This is a genomic window from Brevundimonas sp. UBA5936 (genome assembly GCA_002430835.1).
GTDB lineage: Bacteria > Pseudomonadota > Alphaproteobacteria > Caulobacterales > Caulobacteraceae > Brevundimonas.
Window position 1 is genome coordinate 1 of sequence record DJDA01000089.1, and the last position, 25,815, is coordinate 25,815.

The following is a 25,815-nucleotide window of genomic DNA, read 5'->3' on the forward strand; positions in this document are numbered from 1 at the left end:
TGGGTCGGGTTGGTGATGATGACGGTGGCGTCCGGCACAGCCTGCATCATCCGCTGACGGCCGCGCTGCATGCGGATCTGACGTAGCTTGGCCTTGACGTGCGGGTCGCCGTCGGACTGTTTGAAGTCTTCCTTCAGCTCTTCCTTGGTCATCCGCATCCGCTTGGCGAAGCGCATCCGCTGCCACAGATAGTCAGCCCCCGCCGTCAGCGACAGGAAGATCAAGGCCGACAGCATCAACGCCAGCGCCAGGTCGCGCGCGAACGGCAGGATCATCGCCGGGCTCATGGCGGCCAGGTTCTCGAACTCGCGCGCGTGGGGCTTCAGCACCCACCAGCAGACGGCGCCGATGGCGACCAGCTTGATGAAGGTCTTGAGGAACTGCACCAGGCCGTCCGGGCCGAAGATGCGCTTGAAGCCCTCCAGCGGATTCACCTTGGACCACTTCGGCTTGACCTTGTCGGCGGTGAAGATGAGGCCCGACTGCGCCAGATTGCCGCCGACCCCGCCCAGGATGACCGCGAACATCAAGGCCGCCAGGAACGGCGCCGCCGCCCAGACGGCGTGCATGCCGATCTCGACGCCTCCGCCCGCCTCCAGCCCGCCGATCATGGCGTGCGGCTGGGCCAGGAAGGGCGTCAGGGACTCGGCGATCCGGGTCGAAAACCAGCCGCCGCCCGCCAGCAGCACGCCGGCCGCCCCGGCCAGAGACAGCGCCGCCGCCACGTCCGGCGACTTGGCGACGTCGCCCTTTTTGCGCGCTTCCTCGAGTTTTCGCGGGGTGGCGTCTTCTGTTTTCGACTCGGGATCGGGGCCGTCAGCCAACGGCGCCTCCCGTGAAGAAGGCCGCCACCGAGCGGTAGCGGTCGATGAAGACGGTTCCCACCACGCCCAGGCTGAGCGTGAACACCGACAGGCCCAGGATGACGCTCAAGGGCGCCGCGGCGAAATAGACTTGGAAGCTGGGCATGACCCGCGCCACCAGGCCCGAGGCCAGGTTGAAGATCAGGGCGAACACCAGAACCGGCGCCGCCAGCTGCACCCCGAGCATGAAGCTCTGGCTCAGGGTCTTCACCGCCATCTGGGTGAAGTCCGAAACGATCAGCGGCTTGGCCGGGGCGATGGCCTCATACGATCCGACCATGCCGCCGATGAACAGGTGATGGGTGTTGGTGGCGAACACCAGCGTCACGCCCAGCAGCATCAGAAAGGCCGACAAGGTCGTGCCCGGCTGGGCCTGCAGGGGGTTGGCGGTCTGGGAGAAGCCCAGCGTCGTCTGCAGGGAGACGATCTCGCCCGCCGTGGTCAGGGCGGTCATGAAGCTGCGCAGGATGGCGCCGATGGCCAGGCCGGTCAGCACCTCGCGCATCACCCAGCCGACGGTGGCGCCCAGCGTGGCGGGCAGGGCCGGCAGGGCGCCGCCCACGATGGGCCACAACGCCAGCGACAGCACCAGGGCCAGCGACAGACGGACCCTCGGCGGAACATAGGATTCGCCGAAGCCGGGCAGCATCATCAGGATCGCGCCGACGCGCGCGAAGATCAGCCCTCCGGCCCAGACCTGTTCCGCCGTGGCGTAAGGCTCCATCTTCCTGCCCTACAGCCCCGCCCTACATGCCCGCGATGCGCGCGGCGATCTCGCGCATGAAGCCGCCCAGCAGGGCGCCCATCAGCGGCAGGAACAGCAGCAACGACACGAAGATGGCGATGATCTTGGGCGCATAAACCAGAGTCTGCTCCTGGATTTGGGTCAGGGCCTGGAACAGGCCGATGGCCACGCCGACCACCAGGGCCACGATCAGAGCCGGCAGGCACAGCTGGATCGTCAGCCACAGGGCGTCGCGACCCACATCCAGAACTTCCGCGCCGCTCATCGCCGATCCCCGAGGCGCCCCGAACACACGCACGGGACAGTGGGCAGAAAATGCCGACAGGATGGTTAACGCGACGTTAGGACGATGAAATGAGACCGATGTTCCGGTCGATGCCGCTTCATGCGATTGACAACAGCGGCGACTAGACAAACGTTTTCACCCTCCCCCCGATCAACGCCTGAAGGATGCCTCATGAAACCGTTCCTGCGCCTCGCCTCCGTCCTGACGATCGCGACCTCGGCGTTGCTGGTCGCCGCGTGCGACAACAAGGCGCCGGAACAGACTGAAGCGGCGACGGCTCCGGCCGAGGGCGCCTCGGCCGCCGCCGCCGGTCCCTTCGACGTGAACAGCGTGGCCCTGTCGAGCGCCAGCCTGGGCGACTTCCCCTATCTGCGCCTGCCCGAGGGCTACAAGCCGCAGAACAGCGAGGCGCACGACTTCGCCGACTTCCCCTTCTGGACCGGCGCCCGGTTCGAAATGATCGAAGGCCGCGTTCATCAGACCCAGATCACCAACGACACCGGCAAGAGCTTCTCGCGGCTGGAGCTGCTGCGGAACATGGAGCACGCGCTGAAAGAGGCGGGCGCCGTTCGCATCTTTGACGGCCAGATTCCCAGCGACGCCGCCCACGCCCTGCCAGAGGCGGTGCAGATGGCGTCGCTGAACGGCATCGGCGACATCTATAACGGCCCGTCGCAGACCTGGGTGATCCGCCAGGCCGACCGCACGGTCTGGGTCCACCTGTATGTCGGCAGCGCGCAAGGCTCGATGGCGGTGGTCGAGGCCAAGGCCCTGGCGCCGACCGCCGGCCTACTGCCCGCCAGCGAACTGGCGCGCAAGATCGCCGCCGACGGCCGCGTCGCGGTGCCGGTGGAGTTCGCGCTGGACAAGGCCGACATCCTGGACGCCTCGCGCCCCCAGATCGACGCCATGGCCCAGATGCTGAAGGACGAAACGAGCCTGCGCCTGTCCGTCGAAGGCCACACCGACAACACCGGCGCGCCCGCCCGCAATCGTCCGCTGTCCGAAGAACGCGCCCGCGCCGTGGTCGCCGCCCTGACGCAGCAAGGGATCGACGCCAAGCGGCTGGAGGCCAAGGGCTTCGGCGCCGACAAGCCGGCAGCCGACAACGCCAGCGACGAGGGCCGCGCCCGCAATCGCCGCGTCGAACTGGTCCGCCTGCCCTGATCGGGGCAGAAGCGGTTTTAAACAGCGGCGCCGTTTCCAAAACCTGTGCAGGGGAGGTATGCAGCCTTTCATGAGCGACCAGACCCCCTCCTCCCCCGCCGTTTCCCAGGAAGAAGCCGAAGCCGCCGTCCGCACCCTGATCCGCTGGGCCGGCGACAATCCTGAGCGCGAAGGCCTGATCGAAACGCCCAAGCGCGTGGCCAAGTCCTATCGCGAACTGTTCCAGGGCTATGAGGTCGAACCGCGCGACTATCTGGAAAAGACCTTCGAGGAAGTCGGCGGCTACGACGAACTGGTCGTCCTGAAGGACATCCGCTTCGTCAGCTTCTGCGAGCATCACATGCTGCCGGTGGTGGGCAAGGCGCACGTCGCCTATCTGCCGACCGACCGGGTCGTGGGCATCTCCAAGCTGGCCCGCGTGGTGCGCGGCTTCGCCCGCCGCCTGCAGATCCAGGAGAAGATGACGTCCGAGATCGCCAACGCCATCCAGGACGTGCTGCGCCCCCACGGCGTCGGCGTGGTCATCGAGGCCGAACACAGCTGCATGACCATGCGCGGCGTCGACGTCCCCGGCGCCAGCCTGATCACCAGCTGCCTGCTGGGCGTCGTCCGCGAAGACCCCCGCACGCGCGAGGAATTCATGCGGCTGGCGCGAGGCTAAAAGCTCCTTTCCCTCCTTTTCTGACTGTGAAGGAGGGCAACGGCCCCGTTCTTGCGTAACAGCATTCGAACAAGGGGGTCGTGATGCTGCAGGCTGTGTTTTCGTCCCGGAATGAACCGCCGCCGATCATGCGCGGCGGTTGGCTGGACGCGCTGCGCTTCATCGTGGCCGCCCTGATCATCCTGCATCACTTCCAGATGTCGGCGCCCATCCCCCTGGCCGAGGGGCTGCATCCCGTGTTCGAGCGCGGCGGCTTCCTGCTGACCAACTTCTTCCTGATCGACAGCGGATACGTGCTGATGAGGGTCTATGGCCGCGCGGTCGGCTCGGGCCGGATGTCGAAGAGCGACTTCTTCCTGAAGCGGGCCTTGAGGGTTTATCCGGCGCACCTGATCGTCTTGGGCCTGCTGGTGGCGCTGGTGCTGGCGGCCACCGCCGCGGGCATGCCGCCCAGCCATCCCGAGTGGTTCGCCTGGGACCAGCTTCCCGCCCAGGCGGCCCTGGTGCAGTCGTTCGGCGTGCACGGCGGCCTGGGCTGGAACGCCCCGACCTGGTCGATCTCGGCGCTGCTGGGCTGCTACGTCGCCTTCCCCTTCGTGCTGCGGGGCCTCAGCCGGATCGGGCCGTGGACGGCGCTGATCCTGGTGGTCGTCGGCTATCTGGCCGCCAATGAGCTGAGCTGGGCGGTCCTGAAATATCCCGTCTATCAGATGCCGCTGAACCTGGGCATCTGGCGCGCCCTGCCCCTGTTCATCCTGGGCATGGGACTGGCCTGGTTCGCGCAAGGCGTGTGGATCAACGCCCGCGTCGCCGGTTGGGCCGGGGTGCTGGCCGCCGTCGGCCTGGCCGTCGCCCAGTATTTCGACAAGAACGCCCTGCTGTCGCTGGTCTTCATCTCCATCATCATCCTGGCGGCGGGCGCCGTGCCGACCAAGCGGCCGTCCAGGCTGGTCGAGGCGGCGGCCATGGTGTCCTTCTCCATGTTCATCTCGAACGAAGTGGTGCGCATCGCCTGGTTCGGCCTGGCCGAGGCCTTCGCCAACAAGCTGTCGCTGGGCGAGACCTGGCGTTGGGGCTTGTGGGTTCTGGGCGTGCTGGCGGCCTTCGTCTTCGCCTTCGGCCTGCACTATCTGATCGACCAGCCGATCCAGAACCGCATCCGCGCCTGGCTGAAGGCGCGCGGCAAGGGCGCCGCCGTCAGCCAGCCGGTCGTCTCGCTGGAGGGCTAGGCCCCGCCCGCCCCGCCGACCAGATGCAGGATGTTGCCGTCCGGATCCTTGAACCAGGCCAGACGCAGCGGCCCGGCGACATGGACGTCGCCGTCATGCGCCATGCCGTCGTAACGCTCGAAGGCGACGCCCTTGGTCTTCAGGTCGGCGACGATGTCGTCCACCTCGACGCCCACGTCCCAGGTCACGGCGTTGGCCTGGTTCGTCCCGGCGAAGTCCGAGCGATAGACCGTCAGCCAGGTGTTCCCGGTGCGATAGCCCAGCACCCCGTCCATGCCGGTGTTCGCCAGGTTCAGACCCAGCACGTCGGAATAGAAGGCCCTGGCGCGCTCCAGATCCTTCACCGCCACGATGGCCGAGGAGTTCTTGTCCTTGAGCATGATGGTTCTCCCTTGTCAGGAGACAACCAACCGCAGGCGAGGACGATCCCTGCCGCGTGACTCCGCCCCGACATTACCGGCGTTTCATTTGACACAGCAGGCGTGGCGGTTGTCCTTTTCCGGACCTTGAGAGAAGGATCATCCATGCGCCGACTGGCTTTGACGATCACCCTGGGCCTCAGCCTGCTGGCGACGGGCGCAGCCGCTCAACAGAGCCCCTCCCCGATCCGGTTGGAAGACAGCGACGTCGCCCGCTTCTGGACAGCCTATGACGCCGTTCGCGCGGAGACGTCGCCGGAAGCCCAGAAGGCCGTGTTCCAAAGACTCTACATCGACGCCGGAACGCCGGGTCTGGCCGCCTTCATGGAGGCCAAGGGCTATACGGCGGACACCTATCTTCAGGCCATCCGCGCCTATCCGGCCTATTGGGACTCGGTGCGGCCTCGCACGGCGCTGGCCGCCGGCGCCCTGACGCGGCTCGAGGGGCATCTGGAGCGGTTCCGCGCCCTCTATCCCGAGTTGCGCCCGGCCGGGATCTATTTCGAGGTCGGCGCCCTGCGATCCGCCGGGACGACGCAAGGCGACAAGGTGCTGCTGGGCGTCGAAATGGCGACCGGCGACGAGAGCGTCGACACCTCTGAAATGCCGGCCGGGCTTCAGCGCTTCTTCGCCTCCTACTTGGCCAGCAAGCCGCTGGAGAACCTGGACCTGCTGGCGGTGCACGAGGTGGTCCACACCCAGCAAGAAGGCGAGCGCCCCAACCTGCTGGCCCAGGCCGTCTATGAGGGCGTGGCCGATTTCGTCGCCGAACAGGTGACGGGCCGGATGCCCGACCTGGCCTATGTGACCTATGGCCCGGCGCATGACGCGGCGATCAAGGCCGCCTTCCGCCAGGATATGGCGAGCGAGGACTTCAGCGGCTGGCTCTACAACAGCGCCGACAACGCCTTCGGCGTACGCGATCTCGGCTACTACGTCGGCTATGCGATCACGCGCGGCTATTATGAGCGCGCGCCGGACAAGGCGGCGGCGCTGAAGACCATGCTCGAACTGGATTACTCGGACCCGGCCGTCGTCCAGGCCTTCGTCGACGCCTCGGGCTATTTCACCGACTAGCCGCCGAGCAGAGCAGCGAGGCCCAATAAAAAAGACGCGGAGGTCGCCCTCCGCGTCTTCTTCTTTTTTCACGAACCAGAAGGTCCGTAAGGCCTTAGAGGAGCTTGAGATCCACTGCCGAGGTCTTGCCGCGCTGGGATTCCAGCTCGTACTCGACCTTGGCGTTGTCATCGAGACCCACCAGACCCGCCTTTTGCACTGCGGTGATGTGGACGAAAACGTCCGCGCCGCCCGTGTCGGGTTGAATGAAGCCGAAGCCCTTCGTGGGGTTGAACCACTTGACCGTGCCGGTCGCCATATTGCGTCTCCGTAAACGCGCTTTTCCAGGCGGACGTCCTAGCAGGAGCGCCCGTCAGCCCATCTGGACAAGCTCGTTCAGGCGAAGGAGCAAGACGCGGGTTTGGACCCCACGTGAAATCCGGGCTGCGGCGATGTTGTCACCCGACTATCCACAGCGGTCAACTGTAAAGCGAAACCCAGCTGACAGGCTTTACAGTTAATTTCGCCGCGGCGCGCGCAACTTGCGCTCCGTCGCGCCCAGGCGACGACGCACCGGCGCGCAGTGGTATAGTCCGACGACTGCACATGACCGAACAGACCACGCCCCGCCTGGCGCAAACGCCGAAGAAACACCGCTCCTGATGCGCAGAAGGCGCCGGGGCGGCGCTCAGATACGCAGCATTTCCATAGCCATGGCCTGACAGGCCGGGCCGCCGCGCCCGCCGTCGTTGGACAGGCCGAAGACCGCGCGTCCGCCCGCCGGATCGACCAGGGCGATGGCGTGCCACAAGGTGTTGGAGCCCTCATGGGCGATCACCGGCCCCTTGGCCCAGGGTTGGGGCGGCAGGGCGATCCAGCCGTGAGCGTAGTTGCGCCCCTCGCCCGGCGTGACCAGACGCCGCACCGTCTCGGGCTTCAGCCAGCCGCCGCCCTCGGTCAGGAAGACCTGAAGGAAGCGGGCGTAGTCAGCCGCCGTCATATGAACCGTGCCCGCCGGGCCGAGCGCCAGAGGATTGTCCGCCCCCGGATCAGCCGGATCCATCGGCAGCGCCGTCTCGCCCATGCGGCGGTGGCCCCAGGCGTTGTCGCTTCCGGCCGGAGCGCCGAACCCCGCCGAGGTCAGGCCCAGCGGCCTGAACACCTCGGCCTGCATGGACTCTTCCCATGAACCGCCGGTGATGGTCTCGATCGCCGCCCCGACCAGCACATAGTTGGCGTTGCCATAGGCGAACGTCCCGCGTGCGCCCGACGGCGGGGCGGCCAGCGCCTTCTCGACGATGGCGCGGCGCTGCTCGGCCAGGGATTGAGGATCGGCGCGAGCGGTCATCAGCCAGGCCATGCCCATGACCGCCTCGTCCTTCAGACCCGCCGTGTGGGTCATGAAATCGTCCAGCGTCGCGCCGTCCCAGCCCGCGTCGATCGCCAGGTCAGGAAAGGCCTCGGTCAGCGGCATGGCCCAGCGCGCCCGTCCCTGCTCGACCAGGCGGGCGAACAGCGCCGCCGTCATCGCCTTGGTGTTGGAGCCCAGGTGCCAGCGGTCGTCCGTCGTCGCCGAAGCGTCCTCTCCCGCGCGCCGCACGCCGCGCACGCCGGACCAGGCCAGACCTTGAGCCGTCACGAGCCCGCCCGCCAAGGCGACCGGCTTGACCGCCTCGAAGGCCGTCGTCAGGGCGGCGTCGAACGCCGCCTCGCCTTCCGCGCGCACCACCGTAGGTGCAACCGCGACCGCCGCGCCGACGGCCAGGACATGACGACGATTGATCATTTTCGGCTCCTTTTGCGTTGCACCCTGAACGGCGAGGCTGGCGACGCCAGTGAATTCGCCGCAAGGTTCGCCGATCGCGACACAAGGACACGCCCATGGCCAAGGACGACTACGCCGACATCCTGGAAGCCCTGCAGATCCAGATGGTCGAGACCCAGGCCTGGGCCATCGAACAGGGGCTGAAGGTCGTCATCGTCTTCGAGGGGCGCGACGCCGCCGGCAAGGACGGGGCGATCAAGCGCATGACCGAATACATGGCCCCGCGGCAGACGCGGGTCGTCGCCCTGCCCAAACCGACTGACCGCGAGACGACCCAGTGGTATTTCCAGCGCTACGCCGCCCATCTGCCGGCGGCGGGCGAGATCGTGATCTTCAACCGCTCCTGGTACAACCGGGCCGGGGTCGAGCCGGTCATGGGCTTCTGCACGCCCGAACAGCATGAGCGCTTCCTGCACGACGCCCCGCATTTCGAGCGGATGCTGACTCAGTCGGGCGTCATCCTGATCAAGCTGTGGCTGGACATCAGCCGCGACGAACAGGCCCGCCGCCTGGAGGAGCGCGTCGACCACCCGCTGAAACGGTTCAAGGTCTCGTCCCTGGACGCCGAGGCCCAGGCCCGCTGGAGCGCCTATTCCGCCGCCCGCGACGAGATGCTGAAGCGGACCCATGTCGACTACGCCCCCTGGACCGTGGTGGCGACCGACAAGAAGAAGACTGCGCGGCTGAACATCCTGCGCCACGTCCTGCGCCGCCTGAACCGCCCCGGTCTGGAGTGCCGCGAACCCGACCCGGACGTGGTCTTCCCCGGCGATGAGGCGCAGGGGCGGCTGGCGGAATAGACGTCTTCAGCCGCCGAACAGGCGCCGGTTCTTGTCGATGAAGGCGCGCAGGGCCCGCACCAGCGGCCCGCCTTCGCGCCCCTTCAGATAGGCCCAGCCGGCGCCCGCCCCGATCAGGGCGCCGATGGAATCGACGATCAGATCCCACATGGTGTCGACCAGGCCGGACTTCTGGGTGTTGAGGCCGAACACCTGGTCCAGCATGAACTCCCAGATCTCCCACAGGGCGCCGATGGTCACGGCGAAGCAGAAGGCGAAGAAGGCCACCGTCAGGGGCGCAGCCTTCAACTGGCTGCCCTGCACCAGCATCAGCATCAGCAGGGCGCCGACCAGGCCGAAGGCCACGGCCGAACCGCCGTGCAGCACCACGTCCCACCACCAATAGCGCTCGTAGAAGTCGCCCATCTCGCCCAGGAACAGGGTGGCGCACAGGAAGACGGCGATGGCGGTGACGAAGCCGATCGGCAGGTTCAGCCCCACGCGCGGCGCCAGCCAGAACGGGACCAGGGTCAGCAGAAACGTCCCGGCGCCGACAAAGGTGACGCTGAACTCGCCGGTCAGGAAGCCCCCGACAGCCGCGCCCAGCAGCACCAGCCAGGTCAGGGCCAGCAGCCAGGGGAATGGGGGCTTGGTGCGTGTCGTCATCCGTCCTGTCCGACCGGCTGATGTTCTGGAGGGTCGAGCCTAGCGGGACGATCCCGGCGCGCAAGCCCGGCGCGGGTCTTCACGCCCAGCAGCAGGCCCAGCGGTCCCAGGCGACGCGCGACCTCATAGGCGGCCCAGCAGCCGCCGAAGGTGACGGCGATCAGCAGCCCCGCCTCCAGCCCCTGCGGCAGGCCCAGCTTCGACAGATGATAGGCCGCGACCACGGTGATCGTCTGGTGCACGATGTAGAAGCAGAAGACGCCGCCCGTCAGATAGCGCAGCCACGGCCCGTCCCGGTTCAGATAACGCGCGCCATAGCCCAGCACGGCGGCGATGAAGGCCCATTGGTCGATGGCGTAGATCAGTCGCATGGCGGCCCTCAGCGCCTCAGGCGGGGTTCCCGCGTCGCGATAGGTCCAGGCATAGGCGGCCCATCCCGCCCAGGCGCACAGGGCCAGGATCAGCGCCGGTCGCCGCAGCCGCTCATAGGCCGCCTTCAGCACCGCCGAACGAACGCTGAGGAAGCCGAACAAAAAGGCGCTGAACGACACCGCGTGGTTGTACCAGTCGTCGGTCAGGGCGTGGGTCGTCGGGAAGATCCGCGCCAGGGTCCAGCGCAGAACGAACAGCCACAACACCGGCCAGATCAGCAGGCCCCAGCCCTTCAGGGCCCGCTCCAGCCCTGACTGGATCGCGGGCAGCAACCCCCGTCCGAACGCCAACAAACCGGCGAGCACCAGACTGTAGACGAACAGATAGGCCACGAACCACATGTGGTTCCACGTCGGCGTGGTCAGGCAGCCGTCGGCGTCGCACCAGCCGCCGGTCCCCGCGGCGTATTTCAGCCAGAAGTCAGCCAGCCAGGGCGAGCGCGCCGGATCGACCACGCCCAACCCCTGCGCCGCCTCGACCACTTCGTAATAGGACTGCGGCGGCACGATCACGAACATGGCGAACAGCAGCGGCGGCAGCAGCCGCCAGGTGCGCGACCCGGCGAAACGGCGTGCGGCGCCCCTTCCCTCACGCTGGAAGCTGTCGAACAGGAAACGGGTCGCGGCGCCCGAGACCAGAAACAGCAGCGTCAGCCGCCAGGGGTTGGTCAGTTGCATCACCGGCTCCAGCCACTCAACCGGCTGCGGGCTGTTCACATGCCAGTCCCAAGGCACGTAGAACATGCCGACGTGATAGAGGATCAACAGCAGGAAGGCCCCGACCCGGATCCAGTCCAGGTCATGGCGGCGGGCGACTGCGAGGGGTTCGGGTACGAGGGGTTCTGAGGACATGGGCGACCTGAAATGACGGAAACGACGCCATCCGCCGTGCCGCGTGCGTCGCACTCCCGACAAGGCGCTGGGGCCGTTCGGTCGGACGCCGGGGCCGGATCGCGGAGCGCCGGGACGAGCGGCGCGCCTGTCGGGACGAACGGAGCGGACCGGCGCGACCTGCTGACCGGCGGCCCGATCATCATCGCCGTCACCCTGGGCTTCCTGGTGGTCAACGCCCTGACGGTGCAGGCCGACTGGCCGGGCCTGCGGGCATGGGCGCCGTGGGTGTGGGAGGGGTCCAGCGCCCTGGCGCTGGCGCTGGTGATCTGGCTGCCGTGGCGGGCGGCGGGCGCCGCGCCGTCATCGCTGCTGCACGAAGGCTGGCGGGCGCGAGGGCGGTTTCTGGCCGTACATCTGGGCGCCGCCTGCCTCTACAGCCTGCTGCACGTCGTGCTGATGGTGGCGATGCGGCACGGCGTCTACGCCCTGCTGGGCGAGGTCTATGACTATGGCCCGCCCGTGGAGAAGTTCATCTATGAGCTGCGCAAGGATGGGCTGAGCTACGCCCTGTTCATCGGCGTCTTCTGGGGCGTGCGCAGTCTGCGCGAGGCGCGCGAGACGCCGCTGCGGCCCGTCAGCTTCGACATCCGCGACGGGACGCGGCTGATCCGGGCGCCGCTGGACGACATTCTGGCCGCAACCTCGGCGGGCAACTATGTCGAGTTCGCGCTGGCCGACGGGCGCAGACCCCTGATGCGCGTCACCCTGGCGGCGGTCGAGGGCGAGCTGACGCGCTTCGGCTTCGTGCGGACGCACCGAGGCTGGCTGGTCAACGCCGCGCGGATGACGGGCCTGCGGCCTGAAGGTTCAGGCGACTGGACGGTGGAGTTGGGCGCTCTGGAGGCCCCGCTGTCGCGTCGTTACTCCGAGGCGCTGGAGCGGCTGCGCGCCGCCTGAAGCCGCATCCACCCGGCGATGCCCAGGGCGCAGACGAGGCTCAACACCGCGCCGACCGCAAAGGTCGCCTGCGGGCCGAAGCCGTCCCACAACAGACCCGCCGCCACATTACCCGCCAACGCGATCAGACCCGAGATCAGCGCGAACAGACCAAACGCCGAGCCGCGCAGATGGGCGGGCGCCGCATCGGCGATCAGGGTCATCAGCAGGCCTTGCGAAAAGCCCATGTGCAGGCCCCACAGCGCCACGCCCAGATAGAAGACGACCTGGTTTCCGGCCAGCGCCAGCGCCACGTCGGCGGCGGCCAGGAAGACCAGGCTGAGCAGCAGCAGGGAGGTGCGGCCGATGCGGTCCGACAGCGCCCCCACCGGGAAGGCGGCCAGGCCGAACACCAGGTGCAGCAGCACGATGGCCGCCGGCGCGAAGGCGGCCGGGACGCCGACGTCCAGCCCCTTCATCAGCAGGAAGGACTCACTGAACCGCGCCAGACCGATCACCGCCGTCAAGGCGATCATGGTCCAGGTGGCGGCGTCCAGACGCAGCGCCCCCTTCAGGCTGGGCGGCTTCTTCGCTCCCTCGTCCGGGCGCGGCGGGTCGGACACGCCGCCGACCAGCAGGGCCACAGCCAGGAAGGCGGGAATGGAGGCCAGCCAGAACACCGCCTTGATGTCGTTCGCCAGCAGGACCATCAGCCCGATCGCCAGCAAGGGGCCGACAAAGCCCCCGACCGTATCCAGCGACTTTCTCAGGCCGAAGGCGCGGCCGCGAATGTCCGGCGGCGTCACGACGGCGACCAGGGCGTCGCGCGGGGCGGTGCGGATGCCCTTGCCGATCCGGTCCACGCCCTTGGCCAGCAACACCCCCTCGACCGAGGCCGCCAGAGGGAAGATCGGCTTGGACAGGGCCGCCAGCCCATAGCCCGCGACCGCCAGCCACTTGGGCCGCGAAATACGATCCGACCAGAAGCCCGACAGGAACTTCACCGCCGTCGCCACGACGACGGAAAAGCCTTCGACCAGACCGATCATCACCGCCGAAGCGCCCAGTCCGACCACCAGATAGATGGGCAGAAGCGTCTGGATCATCTCCGACGAGACATCCATCAGCAGGCTGACGAGGCCCAGAATCCAGACGCTGCGGGGGATGGAGCTGCGAGCCATTCGCGCCCAGTGGCGGATACGGCGCTCACTGTCCAGCCTGGGCCGCAAACTTCATAAATCTGAGACTTCGCCTTTCCGCCAGAGGGCGGTCAGAGCGCTATTTCAGTCCGTCTTCCGCCAGGGTGTGCGCCACAAGGGCGTTGGCGTGGCCGTGTCCCATGTCGTGCTCGTCCTTCAACATGGCGACCAATTCCATGTGCTTAGCCGGATAGCCGGCGCGAATCTCCGCCTTCCACTCGGCGACGGGGCGGCCGTACTTTTTCTCGATGGAGGGGAAGTAGGACGCGGGGCCCTTGATCGGCGCTTCGGTCATCGGCGGCTCGCTCTCTGCTTCGGCGTCAGTAAAGGCGGCCTGACGCGCCGATGCAACGTCTTGCAAAACGCCGTTTCAACGGCCCCCTCTTCACCCGCAGCGTCATCCAGGTCTAAGACCCCTTGCATGAACACAGCCCCGCTTCCCGACGCCGCCGGCCAGAACTGGGTCGACCGCCATGCGCCCGAACGGCTGAAGCCCTGGCTGAAGCTGGGCCGCTTCGACCGGCCGATCGGGACGTGGCTGCTGCTGCTGCCCGGCTGGCAGGGGATCATGCTGGCGCTGAACCAGTATGACCGGCCGTTCGGCGGCTATGAGCTATGGCTGATCGTCGGCTTCGCCATCGGCGCGGCCCTGATGCGCGGGGCGGGCTGCGCCGTGAACGACATCGTCGACCGCGACTTCGACGCCCAGGTGGCCCGCACCGCCCTGCGCCCCATTCCGGCGGGGCAGATCAGCGTGAAGCAGGCGTGGGCCTTCGTCGGCGGCCTGTCGCTGGTCAGCCTGTGCATCCTGCTGACGATGAACCTGACGTCGGTGCTGCTGGGCGCCCTGTCGTTGGGACTGGTGGCGGCCTATCCCTTCATGAAGCGCATCACGTGGTGGCCCCAGGCGTGGCTGGGCCTGACCTTCAACTGGGGCGCCCTGCTGGGCTTCGCCGCGGCGACGGGGGGGCTGTTCGCCCTGGGCTGGCTCTATGTGCTGCAGGTCAAGCTCAGCGGCGACAGCTACTGGATGGCGGAAGGGCTGAACCGCATGGGGAACCTGGCCCTGTCCGCGGCGCTGCTCTACGCGGGCGGGATCTTCTGGACCCTGGGCTACGACACCATCTACGCGCTGCAGGACATTGAGGACGACGTCATGGCCGGGGTGAAGTCCTCGGCGCGGGCGCTGGGCGGCAAGGTGAAGGAAGGCGTGGCCGTCTTTTACATCCTGGCCGTGGCCCTGGCCGGCGCAGCGGGCTACGTCGCGGGTCTGGGGCCAGTCTTCTATGTCGGTCTGGCGCTCTACGCCCTGCATTTCGTCTGGCAGGTGCGGCGGTTGCAGCCGGACGACCCGAAACTTTCCCTGCGTCTTTTCAAATCAAATCGCGATGCGGGGTTGATCCTTCTGGCCGCCATCGCGTTCAACGGCCTAGCTTTCTGATCGAACCGTTCCAAAGGAGCCCGGCATGATCCCTTCGCGCCCCCTTCGCGTCCTTCTCGTCACCGCCGCCGTCGCGGCCTCGCTCGCCGCGTGCCAGCGCAATGAGAAGAAGGAGACGCCCGCCGCGCCGGCCGCCTCCGCCCACGCCGTCGAGGGGCCACTGAAGTACGACAGCGCCACGCCCTACGCCAAGGTCAGCCTGAGCCTGCCGGAAAACGTGCTGTCCTATCCGGCGCTCTACACCCCGCTGTACCGCGACGAGGTGGCCAAGCTGAAGGAATACGCCGAGGGAGCCCAGGCAGACCGCACCGAGGCGGGCTCGCCCGAGGGCATGCCGCCCTATGAGAAGACCATCGTCTACGGCGCCCCGATCGAGACCGGCCGCCTGTTCAGCCTGATGCGGACCGACTTCGACTATTCGGGCGGCGCCCACCCGAACACGGTCGCCACCGGCCTGCTGTGGGACAAGGCCGAGGCCCGTCGCATCGCCGCCGCCGAACTGTTCGCCGACAAGGCCGACACGACCAATCTGGAGCGCGCCCTGTGCCAGGCGGTGAACACCGCCAAGACCAAGCGTCCCGGCGCCGAGCCGGTCTCGACCACCGGCGAGATGTGGGCCTGCCCCAAGTTGAAGGACGTGGCCGTGGCCCTGGCGCCCGGTTCGGTTCCCGGCAAGGCGGGCGGCCTGACCTTCCTGCTCGACGCCTATGCCGTCGGCCCCTACGTCGAGGGCGCCTATTACCTGACGCTGCCGCTGTCGGCCTTCCAGAGCGCCCTGTCGCCGGAATACGCGGGCGAGTTTCAGGGGACGCCGGCCAAGGCGGGCGACGTCACCGACGACCTGCGGCTGAAGGCGCCCGCCGCCTGATCCGCGATCAGTCCTCGTTCTTCAGGAAGGCGTCGACCAGGGCGTCCAGCCGGTCAGGCTGATCGATCATGATGAAGTGCCGGGCGTCGTCGACGCGCTTCAGCGTCACGCCCGGCAGGGCGGCGTATTCGCGGCTCCACAGGGCGTCGGCCATGGCGGCAGGCGCCCCGCCGTCCGCGTCCGAGGCGTAGACCGCCCATATCGGCGTGGTCATGGCCGCCAGACCGGGCCGCGCATCGGTCGTCATCACCTCGCGGATCGCCGAGGCCATCGCCTGGCGGTTCGAGGCCATCGACCAGTCGACCATGGCGGCGCGCCCGGCCTCGTCGCGCATCATGCCGACAGCGGTGCGTTCCTGCTGAACGCGGAAGGCCGCTTCGTCCGCGTTCAGGATGGAGGCGGCGGCCTGATCGGCGAAGGGCTTGGCCGTCTGCGGCGTGACCTGCGGGCCGAACATGGCGCTGAAGAAGGGCAGGCTGTCGACGCTCATCACGCGGCTGATCGCCTCGGGACGCTGTTGCGCCAGCAGAAGACCGCTGAGCCCGCCCATCGAATGGCCGATGACGGCGGGCCGGTCCAGCGTCGCCGCATAGCGCGCGAGTTCATCGACGGCGGGTTGGACGAAGGCGCCGTCGCCGTGCGTCCACGCCTCGCCCGCGAAACCGGCCAGTTGCACCAGATGGGCGCGATGCGTCGCCGACAGACGCCGGGCCAGCGGCCGCCACACCTCGCGCGAGGAGGCGAAACCGGGGATCAGGATCACGTCCGACCCCTGCCCCATCACCTCGACCGACAGCCGATCGGAGACGAAGGCGGGCGCTTCCGCTCGGGCCGGTTCGGCCTGGGCGGGAGAGACGATGCTGGCGGCGCTGAAGCCGACGGCGGCGGCCAGGATGAAGGCGCGCAGGGTCTTGGCGGGGGCGGAGATCTTGGTCATGGCGTTTCCTTTGTGGGTTGGCCCTGCCCGCTGTTCAGCGCACAGCAGGGTTCGTTCCTCGGGGCGGCCCCGAAGAGGACGGCGATGAAGCGAAACAGGAGAGTAAGGTTTTCCTGACTTTACGCGTCAGGCGTGCGGGTTCTCGAAGATGTCCTCGACCGGCCGCTCGAACAGGGCGGCGATGCGATAGGCCAGGTCGAGCGAAGGGTCGTGCTTCTCGGTCTCCAGGGCGTTAACCGCCTGGCGCGACACCCCCAGCGCCTGCCCCAGTTGCTCCTGGGTCCAGTTGCGCTCGACGCGCAGCAATTTCAGCCGGTTCTTCATCAGTTCGACGACCGGATGAAGGGCGAAACCAGGCCAAAGGCCGCCCAGAACAGCGGATAGATCAGCCACGCCGGCAGATGCGGCGCCCCGGCGAACGTCTCGCCGAAGCCCCAGAAGGTCGCGGCCGCCATCGCCAGGCCGGAGGCGATGATGAACTGCTTGGCCGTGACCATGCGCACGAACTCATCGCTTTCCCGCATCAGGGCCAGCGTCGCCCAGATCTGGCCGATGACCGGAGCGGCCACGGCGGCCGCCAGCACCCAACCCGCAGGGCGCCCCATCACGCCGTCGAAGGCGTCGGTGGTCATCATCGCCACGCAGATCGCCACATAGGGGACCATGAAGGCGAACGTCCGCAGGACGTAGCGGCGCCCGGCGGGGGTCTGTTGTTTGGAAAGGGTCAACATGGCAGGCGCTCCTGACTTTGTGTAAGGTAAACCTTACATCACCAATGTGTCATGTCAACCTGACTTTTTATCAGCCTGTCCTGACTTTCTTGCCAGCCGCTTCGGCGGCCCCTAGCTTGTCGGCATGCGTAGCCTTCCCGCCTTCGTCCTGGCCGTTCTGACGGCCGTCGCGCCCCTTGCGGCGTCCGCCGCCTCGCCTGCCCCGCCCCCGGTCGAGCAGGACGTGCGGGGCGCGCGTGACCATGACGACCTGCCGCGCATGGACGGCGCGCGCATCCGCGCCTGGCGTCAGTTGTCGGTGGCCGAGATCACCCTGCCGACCGGCCCGGTGGCCGAAGGCGCCGCCCCGGAAAACGCCCTGCGCCTGCAGGGCCAGATCAGCCACCTGGACTACGCCATCCGCCCCGCCGTCGCGCCGATCGACATGGCGCGCCACTATGAGGAAGCGTTGCGCGAGGGCGGCTATGAAACCGTTTTCGCCTGCACCGGCATCGCCCGCTGCGGCTCGGGCATGGGGTCGTTGATCCTGCTCAGCGACAAGGTCGCGCCCGCCGGGTTCGCCGACGGCGTGTTCAACGATCAGCTGCGGGTGGTCGTGGCGCGCAAGGGTTCGACCTGGGTGCTGCTGCACATGACGCGCGGACCGGATCGGTCGCTGGTCTATCAGGCCGTGATCGAGGGCGCCCGTGAGCTCGACTAGACGGATCGCCGACCCCGCCCGCTTCATCCGCGACAACACCCGCCTTCAGCCCGTCTCCCACACGCCCGAGATTGCCCTGTGGCTGGCCGACGAGGTCACGCCCATCTGGAAGCTGACGGAGGAAGAACTGGGCGAGATGGGCCTGCCGCCGCCGTTCTGGGCCTTCGCCTGGGCGGGCGGACAGGCGCTGGCGCGCTGGCTGCTGGACCATCCCGACGAAGTCGCCGGGCGTCGCGTTCTGGACCTGGCGACGGGTTCGGGCCTGGTGGCGATCGCAGCGATGAAGGCGGGCGCGGCCTCGGTGCTGGCCGCCGACATCGATCCCTTCTGCGCCGCCGCCGTGGCTGCGAACGCTGAGGCCAACAGCGTCGAGATCGCCTTCACCGCCGACAATCTGCTGGAGGCGCCGCCCCAGGCGTTCGACCTGATCTGCGCCGGGGACGTCTTCTATGAAGGACCGATGGCCGAGGCGATGCTGGCCTGGCTGAAGCAGGCGCGCGCGGCGGGGGCCGAGGTGCGGGTGGGCGACCCCGGCCGCACCTACTTCCCGAAGGAGGGCCTCAGCCTGCTGGCCGAATACCGCGTGCCGACCACGCGCGAACTGGAGGACCAGGAGGTCAAGCGCACGCGGGTCTGGGCGCTGGAGGCGTAAAAGCCCCTCAGGCGTCGCGCGGCAGGACGGTCAGCACCCGCGCCATGTGCTGATGGAAGGCTTCCATATAGTCGCGCAGGAACTGCTCGGTGCTGGCGACCGTGACGTTGCCGTCATCATCGATCAGGCCCGGCGTCATCTGGATATAGGCCTCGACCGTGTTCATCTGCGGCGCTTGCAGGAAGCCCAGGACGGGCCGCAGCGCCTGTTGCGCCACCGCCGTGCCGATCGAACCGGGCGAGGCGCCGATGACCGCCGTCGGCTTGTTCTTGAAGGCGTTGGTTCCATAAGGGCGGCTGGCCCAGTCCAGGGCGTTCTTCAGCCCGCCGGGCATGGAGCGATTGTATTCCGGCGTGACGATCAGGATGGCGTCCGAGCGCTTGATCGCCGCCTTGAAGGTCTCGGCCACGGCCGGATAGTCGGCGTCGTAGTCATAGGAATAGAGCGGCAGGTCGGCGAAACCGATCTCGTGGAAATGCAGCTTCTCGGGCGCCAGCTTGACCAGGGCCTTGGCCAGCTTGCGGTTGATCGAGCCCTTGGACAGGCTGCCGATGATGTAGCCGACGTTATAGGTGGTCATGAGAGGCGTCCCGCTGAAATTATGGGCGGCGCCCGGCGCCGCTGATAGCCAAATGTCCAACCAAGCTTAGCGGTTCCGTCTCAGACGCGCACGGCCTGACGCCCGCGCCCCGCCTCGCCGAACACGCGCAGATAGCGTTCGATCTCGGCCCGGTCGCCGGTGGCCTTTTCGACGTTGTCCGACAGTTTCACCGCCGGACGCCCCGCCGCCTGCGTCACCTTGCAGACCAGCGACAGGGGCAGCAGTTCGGGCGCCTCGACAGGCGCGCAGTCGCGGAAGTCGTTGGTCAGATTGGTGCCCCAGCCGAAGCTGGTCCGCACCCGGCCCTTGAAATTGGCGTGGGCTGCCTCGATGCCGTCGACGTCCAGCCCGTCGGCCAGCACCAGCAGACGCTCGCGCGGGTCGCGGCCCTTGGACGCCCACCACTTCATGATGATCTCGCCGCCCTCGATCGGCGGGGCGGAATCGGGGCGGAAGCCCTTCCAGTCAGCCAGCCAGTCGGGCGCGTCGTCGAGGAAGGCTTGCGTGCCGAAGGCGTCCGGCAGGGCGATCAGCAGATTGCCGTCATAGGCCGCCCGCCATTCCTCCAGCACCCGATAGGGCGCCGCGCGCAGAGCCGCCTCGTCCTCGCCCGCCATGGCGGCCAGCACCATGGGCAGTTCGTGACCGTTGGTGCCGATGGCCTCAAGGTCGTTGTTCATGGCCAGCAGCACGTTGGAGGTGCCGATGAAGGCGCCGCCTAGCCCCTCCTTCAGCGCCTCGACGCACCAGCCCTGCCACAGGAAGCCGTGGCGGCGGCGCGTGCCGAAGTCGGACAGGGCCAGCGGCTCCAGTTTTCTCAGCCGCTCGATCTTGCTCCACAGCTTGGTCTTGGCGCGCGAATAGAGGATGTCCAGTTCGAACCGGCCCATGCGGCGCAAGGCGCGGCGGCTGCGCAGCTCGTTCAGGATCGACAGGGCGGGGATTTCCCACAGGGTGACGTCGGCCCAGCTTCCCGAAAACTCCAGCCGATACTGGCCGTCAGCGCTGCGCGACAGGTCGTAGTCCGGCAGGCGATAGTCAGCCAGCCACGCCAGAAAGTCCGGGCTGAAGATCTGCCTCACCCCATAGAAGGTGTTGCCGCCCAGCCAGATCAGTTCGCGATTGGTGAAGCGCAGGGACCGGGCGTGGTCCAGCTGGGCGCGCAGTTCGGCCTCGTCCACCTCATCGGCCACCCGCACCGATGTCGTGCGGTTGATGACCGAGAAGGTCACCGGCACGTCGCGGAACCGGCGCCAGATCAGCTGCAGCATCAGCAGCTTGTAGAAGTCGGTGTCCAGCAGGCTGCGGACGATGGGGTCCAGACGCCAGCCATGGTCATAGGCCCGCTTGGCCAGATCAATGCTCGCCATACCTGCTCAGTCCGCCTTCTGTGCAGCCGGTTCGATGACGGCCTCGGGCGGGGCCTCGTCCTCATTGACCAGACGCCCTTCGCGGTGCGGCTTGATGTAGGGCGTCGGCTGCGGCGTCGGCATATTGCCCCGCATCAGGGCGGCCCCGGCCTTCAGCCCGCCGGTCAGATCCAGGTCCAGGCGCGCCTCGTCGCGACGGCGCACGTCGGCGATGACGTCGGCGACCTCGTCTTCCGGCAGGCCCAGCTCCTCCAGCACGGCCTGGCCGAACCGGAGGGCGGACTCAAAGGTCTCACGCACCTGATAGTCGACCCCCGCCTGGATCAGGCGCAGCGAGTGGCCGCGGTCGAAGGCCCGCACCATCAGCTTCACGCCGGGGAACTCGGACTTGACCAGTTGCACGATCTTGTCGGCGGCCTCCGGCTTGTCGACGCAGACCAGCACCGCCTCGGCCTTGCCCGCGCCCGAGGCCCGAAGCGTGTCGAGGCGCGTGCCGTCGCCGTAGTAGACCTTGAAGCCGAAGTTGCCGGCCGCCTGGATCATCTCCACATCGTTCTCGATGATCGACACGTCCACGTCGCGCGCCAGCAGCGGCTGCGACACCACCTGGGCGAAACGGCCGAAGCCGATGATCAGCACCTGGCCGCGCAGGCCGTCGGCGGCGTCCACGCCCTCGGCGTCTTCCGGCGACAGGCCCGCTTCCTTCGGCAGGAGCCGTTTCAGCGCCAGGGTCGTCAGCGGCGTCAGCGCCATCGACAGGATGACGATGGCCGTCAGGGCCGCGCCCGCCTGGGCGTCGATCACCCCCGCCGTGGCGGCCGCGCTGTAGAGGACGAAGGCGAACTCGCCGCCTTGCGCGAACAGGGCCGCGCGCTCGATCGCCTCATGGTGGCGCGCCTTGAACACGCGGGCGACGACATAGATGACCAGGGCCTTGACCACCATGAAGGCCGCCAGCCCCGCCAAGACGATGCGCCAGTCGTTGACGACCACGCCGATGTCCAGCGCCATCCCGACCGACAGGAAGAACAAGCCCAGCAGAATGGCGCGGAACGGCTCGACGTCCGCTTCCAGCTGATGCCGGAAGGTCGAGTCGGACAGCAGCACCCCGGCCAGGAAGGCGCCCATGGCCATCGACAGGCCGACCCCGTCCATGATCCAGGCCGTGCCCGCCACCACCAGCAGGGCGGCGGCCGTCATCACCTCGCGCCCGCCGTTGCGGGCCAGGAAGCGGAACACCGGATTGATGGCGTAGATGCCCACGACCAGCACGCCCACCAGGGCCGCCAGGGCCAGGCCGATCGACTGCCACAGGGGCGTCGTGCTCTCGGCCGACTGCCCCATCGACGCGCCCAGCAGGGCGACGATGGCCAGCAGAGGCACGATGGCCAAATCTTCGAACAGCAGGATGGACACCGCCCGCTGTCCGCTGGGCGTCGGCAGGTCGCCGCGCTCTTCCAGCATCTGCACGATGACGGCGGTCGAGGACATGACGAAGCCCATGGCCCCGACAAAGGCCACCGGCGCCGAAACGCCCGCCGCCATGGCCACCAGCGTCAGGGCCAGACCCGCCAGACCGACCTGGGCCGAACCCAGGCCGAAGATTTCCTTGCGCATCCCCCACAGCCGCTTGGGCCGCATCTCCAGACCGATGATGAACAGGAAGATGACCACGCCGAACTCGGCGACATGCAGGATGGTCTGCGGCTCGCGGAACAGGGCCAGGCCGAAAGGACCGATGGCGACGCCCGCCGCCAGATAGCCGAGCACCGAGCCCAGCCCCAGCTTGCGGAAGATCGGCACGGCCACCACGCCCGCCGCCAAGAGGGCCGCCACATGGCCCAGTTCCAGTCCCGTCGCAGCCTCGGCCATCGCTCACCCTTATGCTTGAGCCTTCATAGTGGGGACGAAAGGACTGAATAGCGAGGGGGTTCCTCACCACAGCATCTGCGCCACAGGGCGGCGGCGATGCGCCTACGCGAAGAACCTTCGCCTTAGTTCCGCCGAACATCGTCATTCTTCATGGACGAGACAGGGTTGGAGGAGATCGATCAATGCCCCAGCATCCACGGCGCCGCGCCGCCGGATTCCAGCATCGCCCGGCTAGCCTGACGCTGGTCGCCGTCGCCGCCCTCATGACCGCCGCCCCGGTCGGCGCCGCGCCCGTTCCGCCGCCTGTGGTGCAGGACGGAACGCCCAGCCCGGCCGCCTGTCGCGAATTCGGCTTCGACCTGTCGCCGCCGTCCCATGCGCGTCCGCCCGTCCTGCGATCACGGCCGCCCCAGCCCGCGCCGCCTCCGCCCGCCGTCCTGTCGATCGAAGCGACCAAGAAGGAAGACCGAGTCGAGTACGCCGCCCCGCCTGCCACCGTGAACGGCGTGGTCGTCAGCGGGTCGCGCATCGGTCCCTATCCCCCCGGCCCTCCCCTGCCGCCGCGTCCCGTCGATACCGAACGCTATCCCGACACCACGCCCAATGCGGTCAAGCGTACGGCGGATCAGCCGGTCTCGACCTTCTCCATCGACGTGGACACCGCCGCCTACGCCAACGTCCGTCGCTTCATCGACAACGGCAGGGCTCCGCCGCGTGACGCCGTGCGGGTTGAGGAGATGATCAACTACTTCGACTACGGCTACGCCCGACCGACCTCGGCTGCGCGGCCCTTCGCCGTCACCACGACCACCACGGCCTCGCCGTGGTCCGAAGGCCGCCGGATCGTCCATGTGGGTCTTCAGGGCTATGAACTGCCCGAGAACCAGCGCCGCCCGCTGAACCTGACCTTCCTGGTCGACGTGTCCGGCTCGATGAACAGCCCGGACAAGCTGGATCTGGCCAAGCAGTCGATGAACCTGATCATCGACCGCCTGCGGCCCCAGGATCGCGTCGCCGTGGCCTATTACGCCGAGGGCGCCGGCACGACGCTGGCCCCCACCGCAGGGACGCAGAAGCTGAAGCTGCGCTGCGCGGTCGCCTCCTTGCGAGCTTCGGGCGGCACGGCCGGGGCCACCGGCATGACCAACGCCTATGACCAGGCCCAGGCCAGCTTCGGCCGTGACAAGGTCAACCGCATCCTGATGTTCACGGACGGCGACTTCAACGTCGGCGTCACTGACGACAAGCGGCTGGAGGACTACGTCGCCGACAAGCGCAAGACGGGGATCTACCTGTCCGTCTACGGCTTCGGACGCGGCAACTATCAGGACGCGCGGATGCAGGCGATCGCCCAGGCGGGCAACGGCACGGCGGCCTATGTCGATGATCTGAACGAAGCGCGCCGTCTGTTCGGGCCGATGTTCGACCGGGGCGCCTTCCCTATCGCCGACGACGTGAAAATCCAGGTCGAGTTCAACCCCGCTCGCGTCGCCGAATGGCGGCTGATCGGCTATGAAACCCGCCTGCTGAACGAGGAAGACTTCAACAACGACGCCGTCGATGCGGGCGAGGTCGGCTCGGGCGCCTCCGTCACGGCCCTGTATGAAATCACGCCTGTCGGCGGGCCGACGCAAATCCCTGAGCGCCGCTATCCCGACAACCGCATCGCGACCGGCGGCGGCGACCCGAACGGCGAACTGGGCTTCATCCAAGTGCGCTACAAACAGCCCGGCCAGGACCGTTCTGAGCTGATCCAGCAGCCGTTGACCGACCGTTCGCGCGCCGACGCTCCGCCCGAGGCCGCGCGCTGGGCCCTGGCCGTCGCCGCCTTCGGCCAGAAGCTGCGCGGCGATCCCTGGATGGCGCCGGACTACGGCTGGGATCGGGTGCTGGACCTGGCCCAGGGCGCGCGCGGCGCCGATCCCTACGGCGAGCGGGCCGAGTTCGTGCAACTGGTTCGCGCCGCCCAGAGCCTGCCCGAACGTCGCGAGCCCTAGCCTGCCCCGCGCCGCCGGAACCGCGACCGGCGGCGCGGGTTCCTTAAGGCCAGGCCGCAACGGCCGCGCCAAGGGAGATGGCCATGAAGATTCGCGACGTGATGAGCAAGGACGTGCAGGTCGCCCGCCCCGAAGACACCCTTCAGAACGTCGCCGGACGCATGGCGGCGGGCGATTTCGGCTTCATCCCCGTGGCCGACGGCGACCGGCTGATCGGCGCCCTGACCGACCGCGACATCGTGGTGCGCGCCGTCGCCTCGGGCGCGGGGCCGGAGGCGCGGGTGCTGGACGTCCTGTCGCGCGACGCCCTGGTGGTGCGGGCCGACGACGACCTGAAGGTCGCGCTGGACCTGATGTCCTCGCGCCAGATCCGTCGCTTGCCTGTCGTGGACAAGGACGGCCGCCTGGTCGGCGTGGTCTCGCTGGGCGACCTGTCGACGCGGGTCAAGGAACGCTACGCCGGCGAGGCGCTGGAAGAGATTTCCCGCCCTCAGGGTTAAACCGCCGCTAACCATTTCACGGAACCCGACGATAACGGCCGGGGCCGCATCCTTCCCCTCTTTGCACGAGGGAATTCCGGAATGGCGCGCGCCCAGTTCCAGAAAGGCCAGAAGGTCTGGGTCGAGAGCGTCGGCGTCTGGGCCCAGGTCGAGAAGGTCATGCCCGTCTGGGCCAAGGGCTTCGACGAGCCGGTCCGCATCACCTACGACGTGGGTCTGGGTCGTGAGTTCGCGGCCGCAGAACTGCAGGTCTCATCCGAGGATCCGGCCGCCGAGGCCCTGGGCGACTGGCGCATCCTGCGCGCACGCAACAAGTGGCAGGATCCGGCCGACTGCGCCCACCACCCCTTCCCCGGCAGCTATCCGGTCGTCGTCACCGACAAGGCGGACTGGGGCGGCTGGCGCGTGCCCGGCGCCGAATACGACCGTGACCCGCAGCGGGTGGAGTTTCAGGCCCGCCTGATCGCAGCGGCGCCGGATCTGATGGAGCTGGCGCGAGAGCTGATGGCCTCGGTGGCCGAGGCCCCGGACGACGCCCCGCCGGAGTCCCTGCGCCTGGCGCGCAAGGCCCAGTCCATCCTGCGCCGCATGACCGAAATCCCCGCCCCGCCCCCCGCGCGCGCGCCCTCAGGCGACGTCGCCGGAGCAGAGGTCTAAGACCGGGGCGCGCCCCCTCGACGGATTCCGCGACGCAGCCTAGATTCCCTGTCGAACCATCACAGGAGAATCGCCCTTGCGGGGCACTGAGCGCCGCAGTTACGGGTCTGGCCGTCGGGCCACGGACCACCAGGCCGCGCGATCCGCGCCCTGGGTTCGCATCCTTGCGCTCGCCGTGGCGCTGGCTTTGGCGGCCTATGTCATGCTGTTCGCGCGCGAGAACAGCCGCCCCAGCCGCGAAGTCGAGGCCGCGCGGCTGGAAACCCTGATGCTGGAAGCCCGCCTGGCCGCCGCACAGGTCGAGGCCCGCGCCGCTCAGACCGACCGCGCCCTGGACGCCGCCGCCCGTGTCCTGGCCCAGGCGCCCGGCCAGCCGGTGCAGGCGCTGGACAG

Annotated in this window: 29 protein-coding genes and 1 pseudogene; 14 read left to right on the plus strand and 16 right to left on the minus strand. The window is 68.2% G+C overall.

The window, feature by feature from the left end:
* From B2Y21_RS08305 to fliQ, 3 genes are all read right to left on the minus strand, one after another.
* A partial coding sequence (locus B2Y21_RS08305) for an EscU/YscU/HrcU family type III secretion system export apparatus switch protein (protein ID WP_292058815.1) occupies positions 1 to 824 on the minus strand: 824 nt, incomplete at its 3' end.
* Positions 817 to 1,587 (minus strand): flagellar biosynthetic protein FliR, encoded by a 771-nt coding sequence (gene fliR / locus B2Y21_RS08310; RefSeq protein ID WP_292058816.1) that lies wholly within the window; start codon positions 1,585 to 1,587, stop codon positions 817 to 819. The genes B2Y21_RS08305 and fliR, both read right to left, overlap by 8 nt.
* A 22-nt stretch (positions 1,588 to 1,609) precedes the next feature.
* Entirely contained in the window at positions 1,610 to 1,873 is a 264-nt protein-coding gene (fliQ, locus tag B2Y21_RS08315; RefSeq protein ID WP_003163604.1) for a flagellar biosynthesis protein FliQ, read from the minus strand.
* A gap of 192 nt (positions 1,874 to 2,065) precedes the next feature.
* Here fliQ and B2Y21_RS08320 point away from each other — a divergent pair, with 192 nt between their 5' ends.
* The 3 genes from B2Y21_RS08320 to B2Y21_RS08330 all read left to right on the plus strand — a co-directional run bounded on the left by B2Y21_RS08320 (position 2,066) and on the right by B2Y21_RS08330 (position 4,951).
* A complete protein-coding gene (locus B2Y21_RS08320; RefSeq protein WP_292058819.1) occupies positions 2,066 to 3,061 on the plus strand; it encodes an OmpA family protein in 996 nt (331 codons plus the stop codon).
* A 70-nt stretch (positions 3,062 to 3,131) separates the two neighbouring features.
* Complete coding sequence (gene folE / locus B2Y21_RS08325) at positions 3,132 to 3,722, plus strand: GTP cyclohydrolase I FolE (protein WP_200168169.1); 591 nt, start codon at positions 3,132 to 3,134, stop codon at positions 3,720 to 3,722.
* 83 nt (positions 3,723 to 3,805) lie between these two features.
* A complete protein-coding gene (locus B2Y21_RS08330; RefSeq protein WP_292058821.1) occupies positions 3,806 to 4,951 on the plus strand; it encodes an acyltransferase family protein in 1,146 nt (381 codons plus the stop codon).
* On the opposite strand, the gene B2Y21_RS08335 is transcribed toward B2Y21_RS08330, so the two are convergent.
* On the minus strand, positions 4,948 to 5,331 hold the full coding sequence (locus tag B2Y21_RS08335; protein ID WP_292058823.1) for a VOC family protein: 384 nt from the start codon (positions 5,329 to 5,331) through the stop codon (positions 4,948 to 4,950). The two genes, B2Y21_RS08330 and B2Y21_RS08335, sit on opposite strands and share 4 nt — an antisense overlap.
* 144 nt (positions 5,332 to 5,475) lie before the next feature.
* Between B2Y21_RS08335 and B2Y21_RS08340 the strand changes: the two genes are divergently transcribed.
* Positions 5,476 to 6,447 carry a hypothetical protein gene (locus B2Y21_RS08340; protein WP_292058825.1) on the plus strand — a complete coding sequence of 324 codons (972 nt, stop codon included), beginning with the start codon at positions 5,476 to 5,478 and terminating at the stop codon, positions 6,445 to 6,447.
* Between the two features lie 94 nt (positions 6,448 to 6,541).
* Here B2Y21_RS08340 and B2Y21_RS08345 read toward each other — a convergent pair whose 3' ends face one another.
* Both B2Y21_RS08345 and B2Y21_RS08350 read right to left on the minus strand, forming a co-directional pair.
* Positions 6,542 to 6,745, minus strand: a complete 204-nt coding sequence (locus B2Y21_RS08345; protein WP_087140970.1) for a cold-shock protein — start codon at positions 6,743 to 6,745, stop codon at positions 6,542 to 6,544.
* Positions 6,746 to 7,114: 369 nt separating this feature from the next.
* Positions 7,115 to 8,212, minus strand: a complete 1,098-nt coding sequence (locus B2Y21_RS08350) for a serine hydrolase domain-containing protein (protein ID WP_292058829.1) — start codon at positions 8,210 to 8,212, stop codon at positions 7,115 to 7,117.
* A 95-nt stretch (positions 8,213 to 8,307) separates the two neighbouring features.
* Here B2Y21_RS08350 and ppk2 point away from each other — a divergent pair, with 95 nt between their 5' ends.
* Positions 8,308 to 9,051: a polyphosphate kinase 2 gene (ppk2, locus tag B2Y21_RS08355; RefSeq protein WP_292058831.1), complete on the plus strand. Its 744-nt coding sequence runs from the start codon at positions 8,308 to 8,310 to the stop codon at positions 9,049 to 9,051.
* 6 nt (positions 9,052 to 9,057) lie between these two features.
* On the opposite strand, the gene B2Y21_RS08360 is transcribed toward ppk2, so the two are convergent.
* Positions 9,058 to 9,696: a hypothetical protein gene (locus B2Y21_RS08360; RefSeq protein ID WP_292058832.1), complete on the minus strand. Its 639-nt coding sequence runs from the start codon at positions 9,694 to 9,696 to the stop codon at positions 9,058 to 9,060.
* A complete protein-coding gene (locus B2Y21_RS08365; protein ID WP_292058834.1) occupies positions 9,693 to 10,979 on the minus strand; it encodes an acyltransferase family protein in 1,287 nt (428 codons plus the stop codon). Before B2Y21_RS08365 ends, B2Y21_RS08360 begins: the two co-directional genes overlap by 4 nt.
* A gap of 12 nt (positions 10,980 to 10,991) precedes the next feature.
* On the opposite strand from B2Y21_RS08365, the gene B2Y21_RS08370 reads away from it, so the two are divergent.
* Positions 10,992 to 11,918: a LytTR family DNA-binding domain-containing protein gene (locus tag B2Y21_RS08370; RefSeq protein WP_292058835.1), complete on the plus strand. Its 927-nt coding sequence runs from the start codon at positions 10,992 to 10,994 to the stop codon at positions 11,916 to 11,918.
* Here B2Y21_RS08370 and B2Y21_RS08375 read toward each other — a convergent pair.
* Both B2Y21_RS08375 and B2Y21_RS08380 read right to left on the minus strand, forming a co-directional pair.
* Positions 11,882 to 13,078 (minus strand): MFS transporter, encoded by a 1,197-nt coding sequence (locus tag B2Y21_RS08375; protein ID WP_292058837.1) that lies wholly within the window; start codon positions 13,076 to 13,078, stop codon positions 11,882 to 11,884. The genes B2Y21_RS08370 and B2Y21_RS08375 overlap by 37 nt on opposite strands.
* 97 nt (positions 13,079 to 13,175) lie before the next feature.
* Positions 13,176 to 13,391, minus strand: coding sequence for a DUF4287 domain-containing protein (locus B2Y21_RS08380; RefSeq protein WP_200167180.1), 216 nt, complete (start codon positions 13,389 to 13,391; stop codon positions 13,176 to 13,178).
* A 126-nt stretch (positions 13,392 to 13,517) separates the two neighbouring features.
* On the opposite strand from B2Y21_RS08380, the gene B2Y21_RS08385 reads away from it, so the two are divergent.
* Together B2Y21_RS08385 and B2Y21_RS08390 are read left to right on the plus strand one after the other, a co-directional pair.
* Positions 13,518 to 14,537, plus strand: a complete 1,020-nt coding sequence (locus B2Y21_RS08385) for a UbiA family prenyltransferase (protein ID WP_292058840.1) — start codon at positions 13,518 to 13,520, stop codon at positions 14,535 to 14,537.
* Between the two features lie 25 nt (positions 14,538 to 14,562).
* Complete coding sequence (locus B2Y21_RS08390) at positions 14,563 to 15,405, plus strand: DUF3298 domain-containing protein (protein ID WP_292058842.1); 843 nt, start codon at positions 14,563 to 14,565, stop codon at positions 15,403 to 15,405.
* Between the two features lie 7 nt (positions 15,406 to 15,412).
* Here the strand turns inward: B2Y21_RS08390 and B2Y21_RS08395 are convergent, their stop codons facing one another.
* From B2Y21_RS08395 to B2Y21_RS08405, 3 genes are all read right to left on the minus strand, one after another.
* Positions 15,413 to 16,342 (minus strand): alpha/beta fold hydrolase, encoded by a 930-nt coding sequence (locus B2Y21_RS08395; protein ID WP_292058844.1) that lies wholly within the window; start codon positions 16,340 to 16,342, stop codon positions 15,413 to 15,415.
* A gap of 126 nt (positions 16,343 to 16,468) precedes the next feature.
* Positions 16,469 to 16,666 carry a helix-turn-helix transcriptional regulator gene (locus tag B2Y21_RS08400; RefSeq protein WP_003163619.1) on the minus strand — a complete coding sequence of 66 codons (198 nt, stop codon included), beginning with the start codon at positions 16,664 to 16,666 and terminating at the stop codon, positions 16,469 to 16,471.
* Entirely contained in the window at positions 16,666 to 17,073 is a 408-nt protein-coding gene (locus B2Y21_RS08405) for a hypothetical protein (protein WP_046651673.1), read from the minus strand. The genes B2Y21_RS08400 and B2Y21_RS08405 overlap by 1 nt, the downstream gene beginning before the upstream one ends.
* A gap of 124 nt (positions 17,074 to 17,197) precedes the next feature.
* Here B2Y21_RS08405 and B2Y21_RS08410 point away from each other — a divergent pair, with 124 nt between their 5' ends.
* Together B2Y21_RS08410 and B2Y21_RS08415 are read left to right on the plus strand one after the other, a co-directional pair.
* Positions 17,198 to 17,773, plus strand: a complete 576-nt coding sequence (locus B2Y21_RS08410) for a hypothetical protein (RefSeq protein WP_292058847.1) — start codon at positions 17,198 to 17,200, stop codon at positions 17,771 to 17,773.
* The gene (locus B2Y21_RS08415) at positions 17,760 to 18,425 is read left to right on the plus strand and encodes a class I SAM-dependent methyltransferase (RefSeq protein WP_292058849.1); all 666 of its coding nucleotides are present in this window, start codon (positions 17,760 to 17,762) and stop codon (positions 18,423 to 18,425) included. The genes B2Y21_RS08410 and B2Y21_RS08415 overlap by 14 nt, the downstream gene beginning before the upstream one ends.
* 7 nt (positions 18,426 to 18,432) lie before the next feature.
* Here B2Y21_RS08415 and B2Y21_RS08420 read toward each other — a convergent pair whose 3' ends face one another.
* The 3 genes from B2Y21_RS08420 to B2Y21_RS08430 all read right to left on the minus strand — a co-directional run bounded on the left by B2Y21_RS08420 (position 18,433) and on the right by B2Y21_RS08430 (position 22,268).
* Positions 18,433 to 19,005, minus strand: coding sequence for an NADPH-dependent FMN reductase (locus tag B2Y21_RS08420; RefSeq protein ID WP_087140983.1), 573 nt, complete (start codon positions 19,003 to 19,005; stop codon positions 18,433 to 18,435).
* An 80-nt stretch (positions 19,006 to 19,085) separates the two neighbouring features.
* On the minus strand, positions 19,086 to 20,396 hold the full coding sequence (locus B2Y21_RS08425) for a nicotinate phosphoribosyltransferase (protein ID WP_292058851.1): 1,311 nt from the start codon (positions 20,394 to 20,396) through the stop codon (positions 19,086 to 19,088).
* 6 nt (positions 20,397 to 20,402) lie between these two features.
* The gene (locus tag B2Y21_RS08430) at positions 20,403 to 22,268 is read right to left on the minus strand and encodes a monovalent cation:proton antiporter-2 (CPA2) family protein (RefSeq protein ID WP_292058853.1); all 1,866 of its coding nucleotides are present in this window, start codon (positions 22,266 to 22,268) and stop codon (positions 20,403 to 20,405) included.
* A gap of 182 nt (positions 22,269 to 22,450) precedes the next feature.
* On the opposite strand from B2Y21_RS08430, the gene B2Y21_RS08435 reads away from it, so the two are divergent.
* From B2Y21_RS08435 to B2Y21_RS08450, 4 genes and pseudogenes are all read left to right on the plus strand, one after another.
* A complete protein-coding gene (locus B2Y21_RS08435; RefSeq protein WP_292058855.1) occupies positions 22,451 to 24,265 on the plus strand; it encodes a vWA domain-containing protein in 1,815 nt (604 codons plus the stop codon).
* 83 nt (positions 24,266 to 24,348) lie between these two features.
* Positions 24,349 to 24,765, plus strand: a complete 417-nt coding sequence (locus tag B2Y21_RS08440; RefSeq protein WP_292058857.1) for a CBS domain-containing protein — start codon at positions 24,349 to 24,351, stop codon at positions 24,763 to 24,765.
* Between the two features lie 81 nt (positions 24,766 to 24,846).
* Positions 24,847 to 25,422 carry a hypothetical protein gene (locus tag B2Y21_RS08445; protein ID WP_292058859.1) on the plus strand — a complete coding sequence of 192 codons (576 nt, stop codon included), beginning with the start codon at positions 24,847 to 24,849 and terminating at the stop codon, positions 25,420 to 25,422.
* A 76-nt stretch (positions 25,423 to 25,498) separates the two neighbouring features.
* Positions 25,499 to 25,815 (plus strand): annotated as a pseudogene (locus B2Y21_RS08450) (PAS domain-containing sensor histidine kinase); the annotation flags it as partial.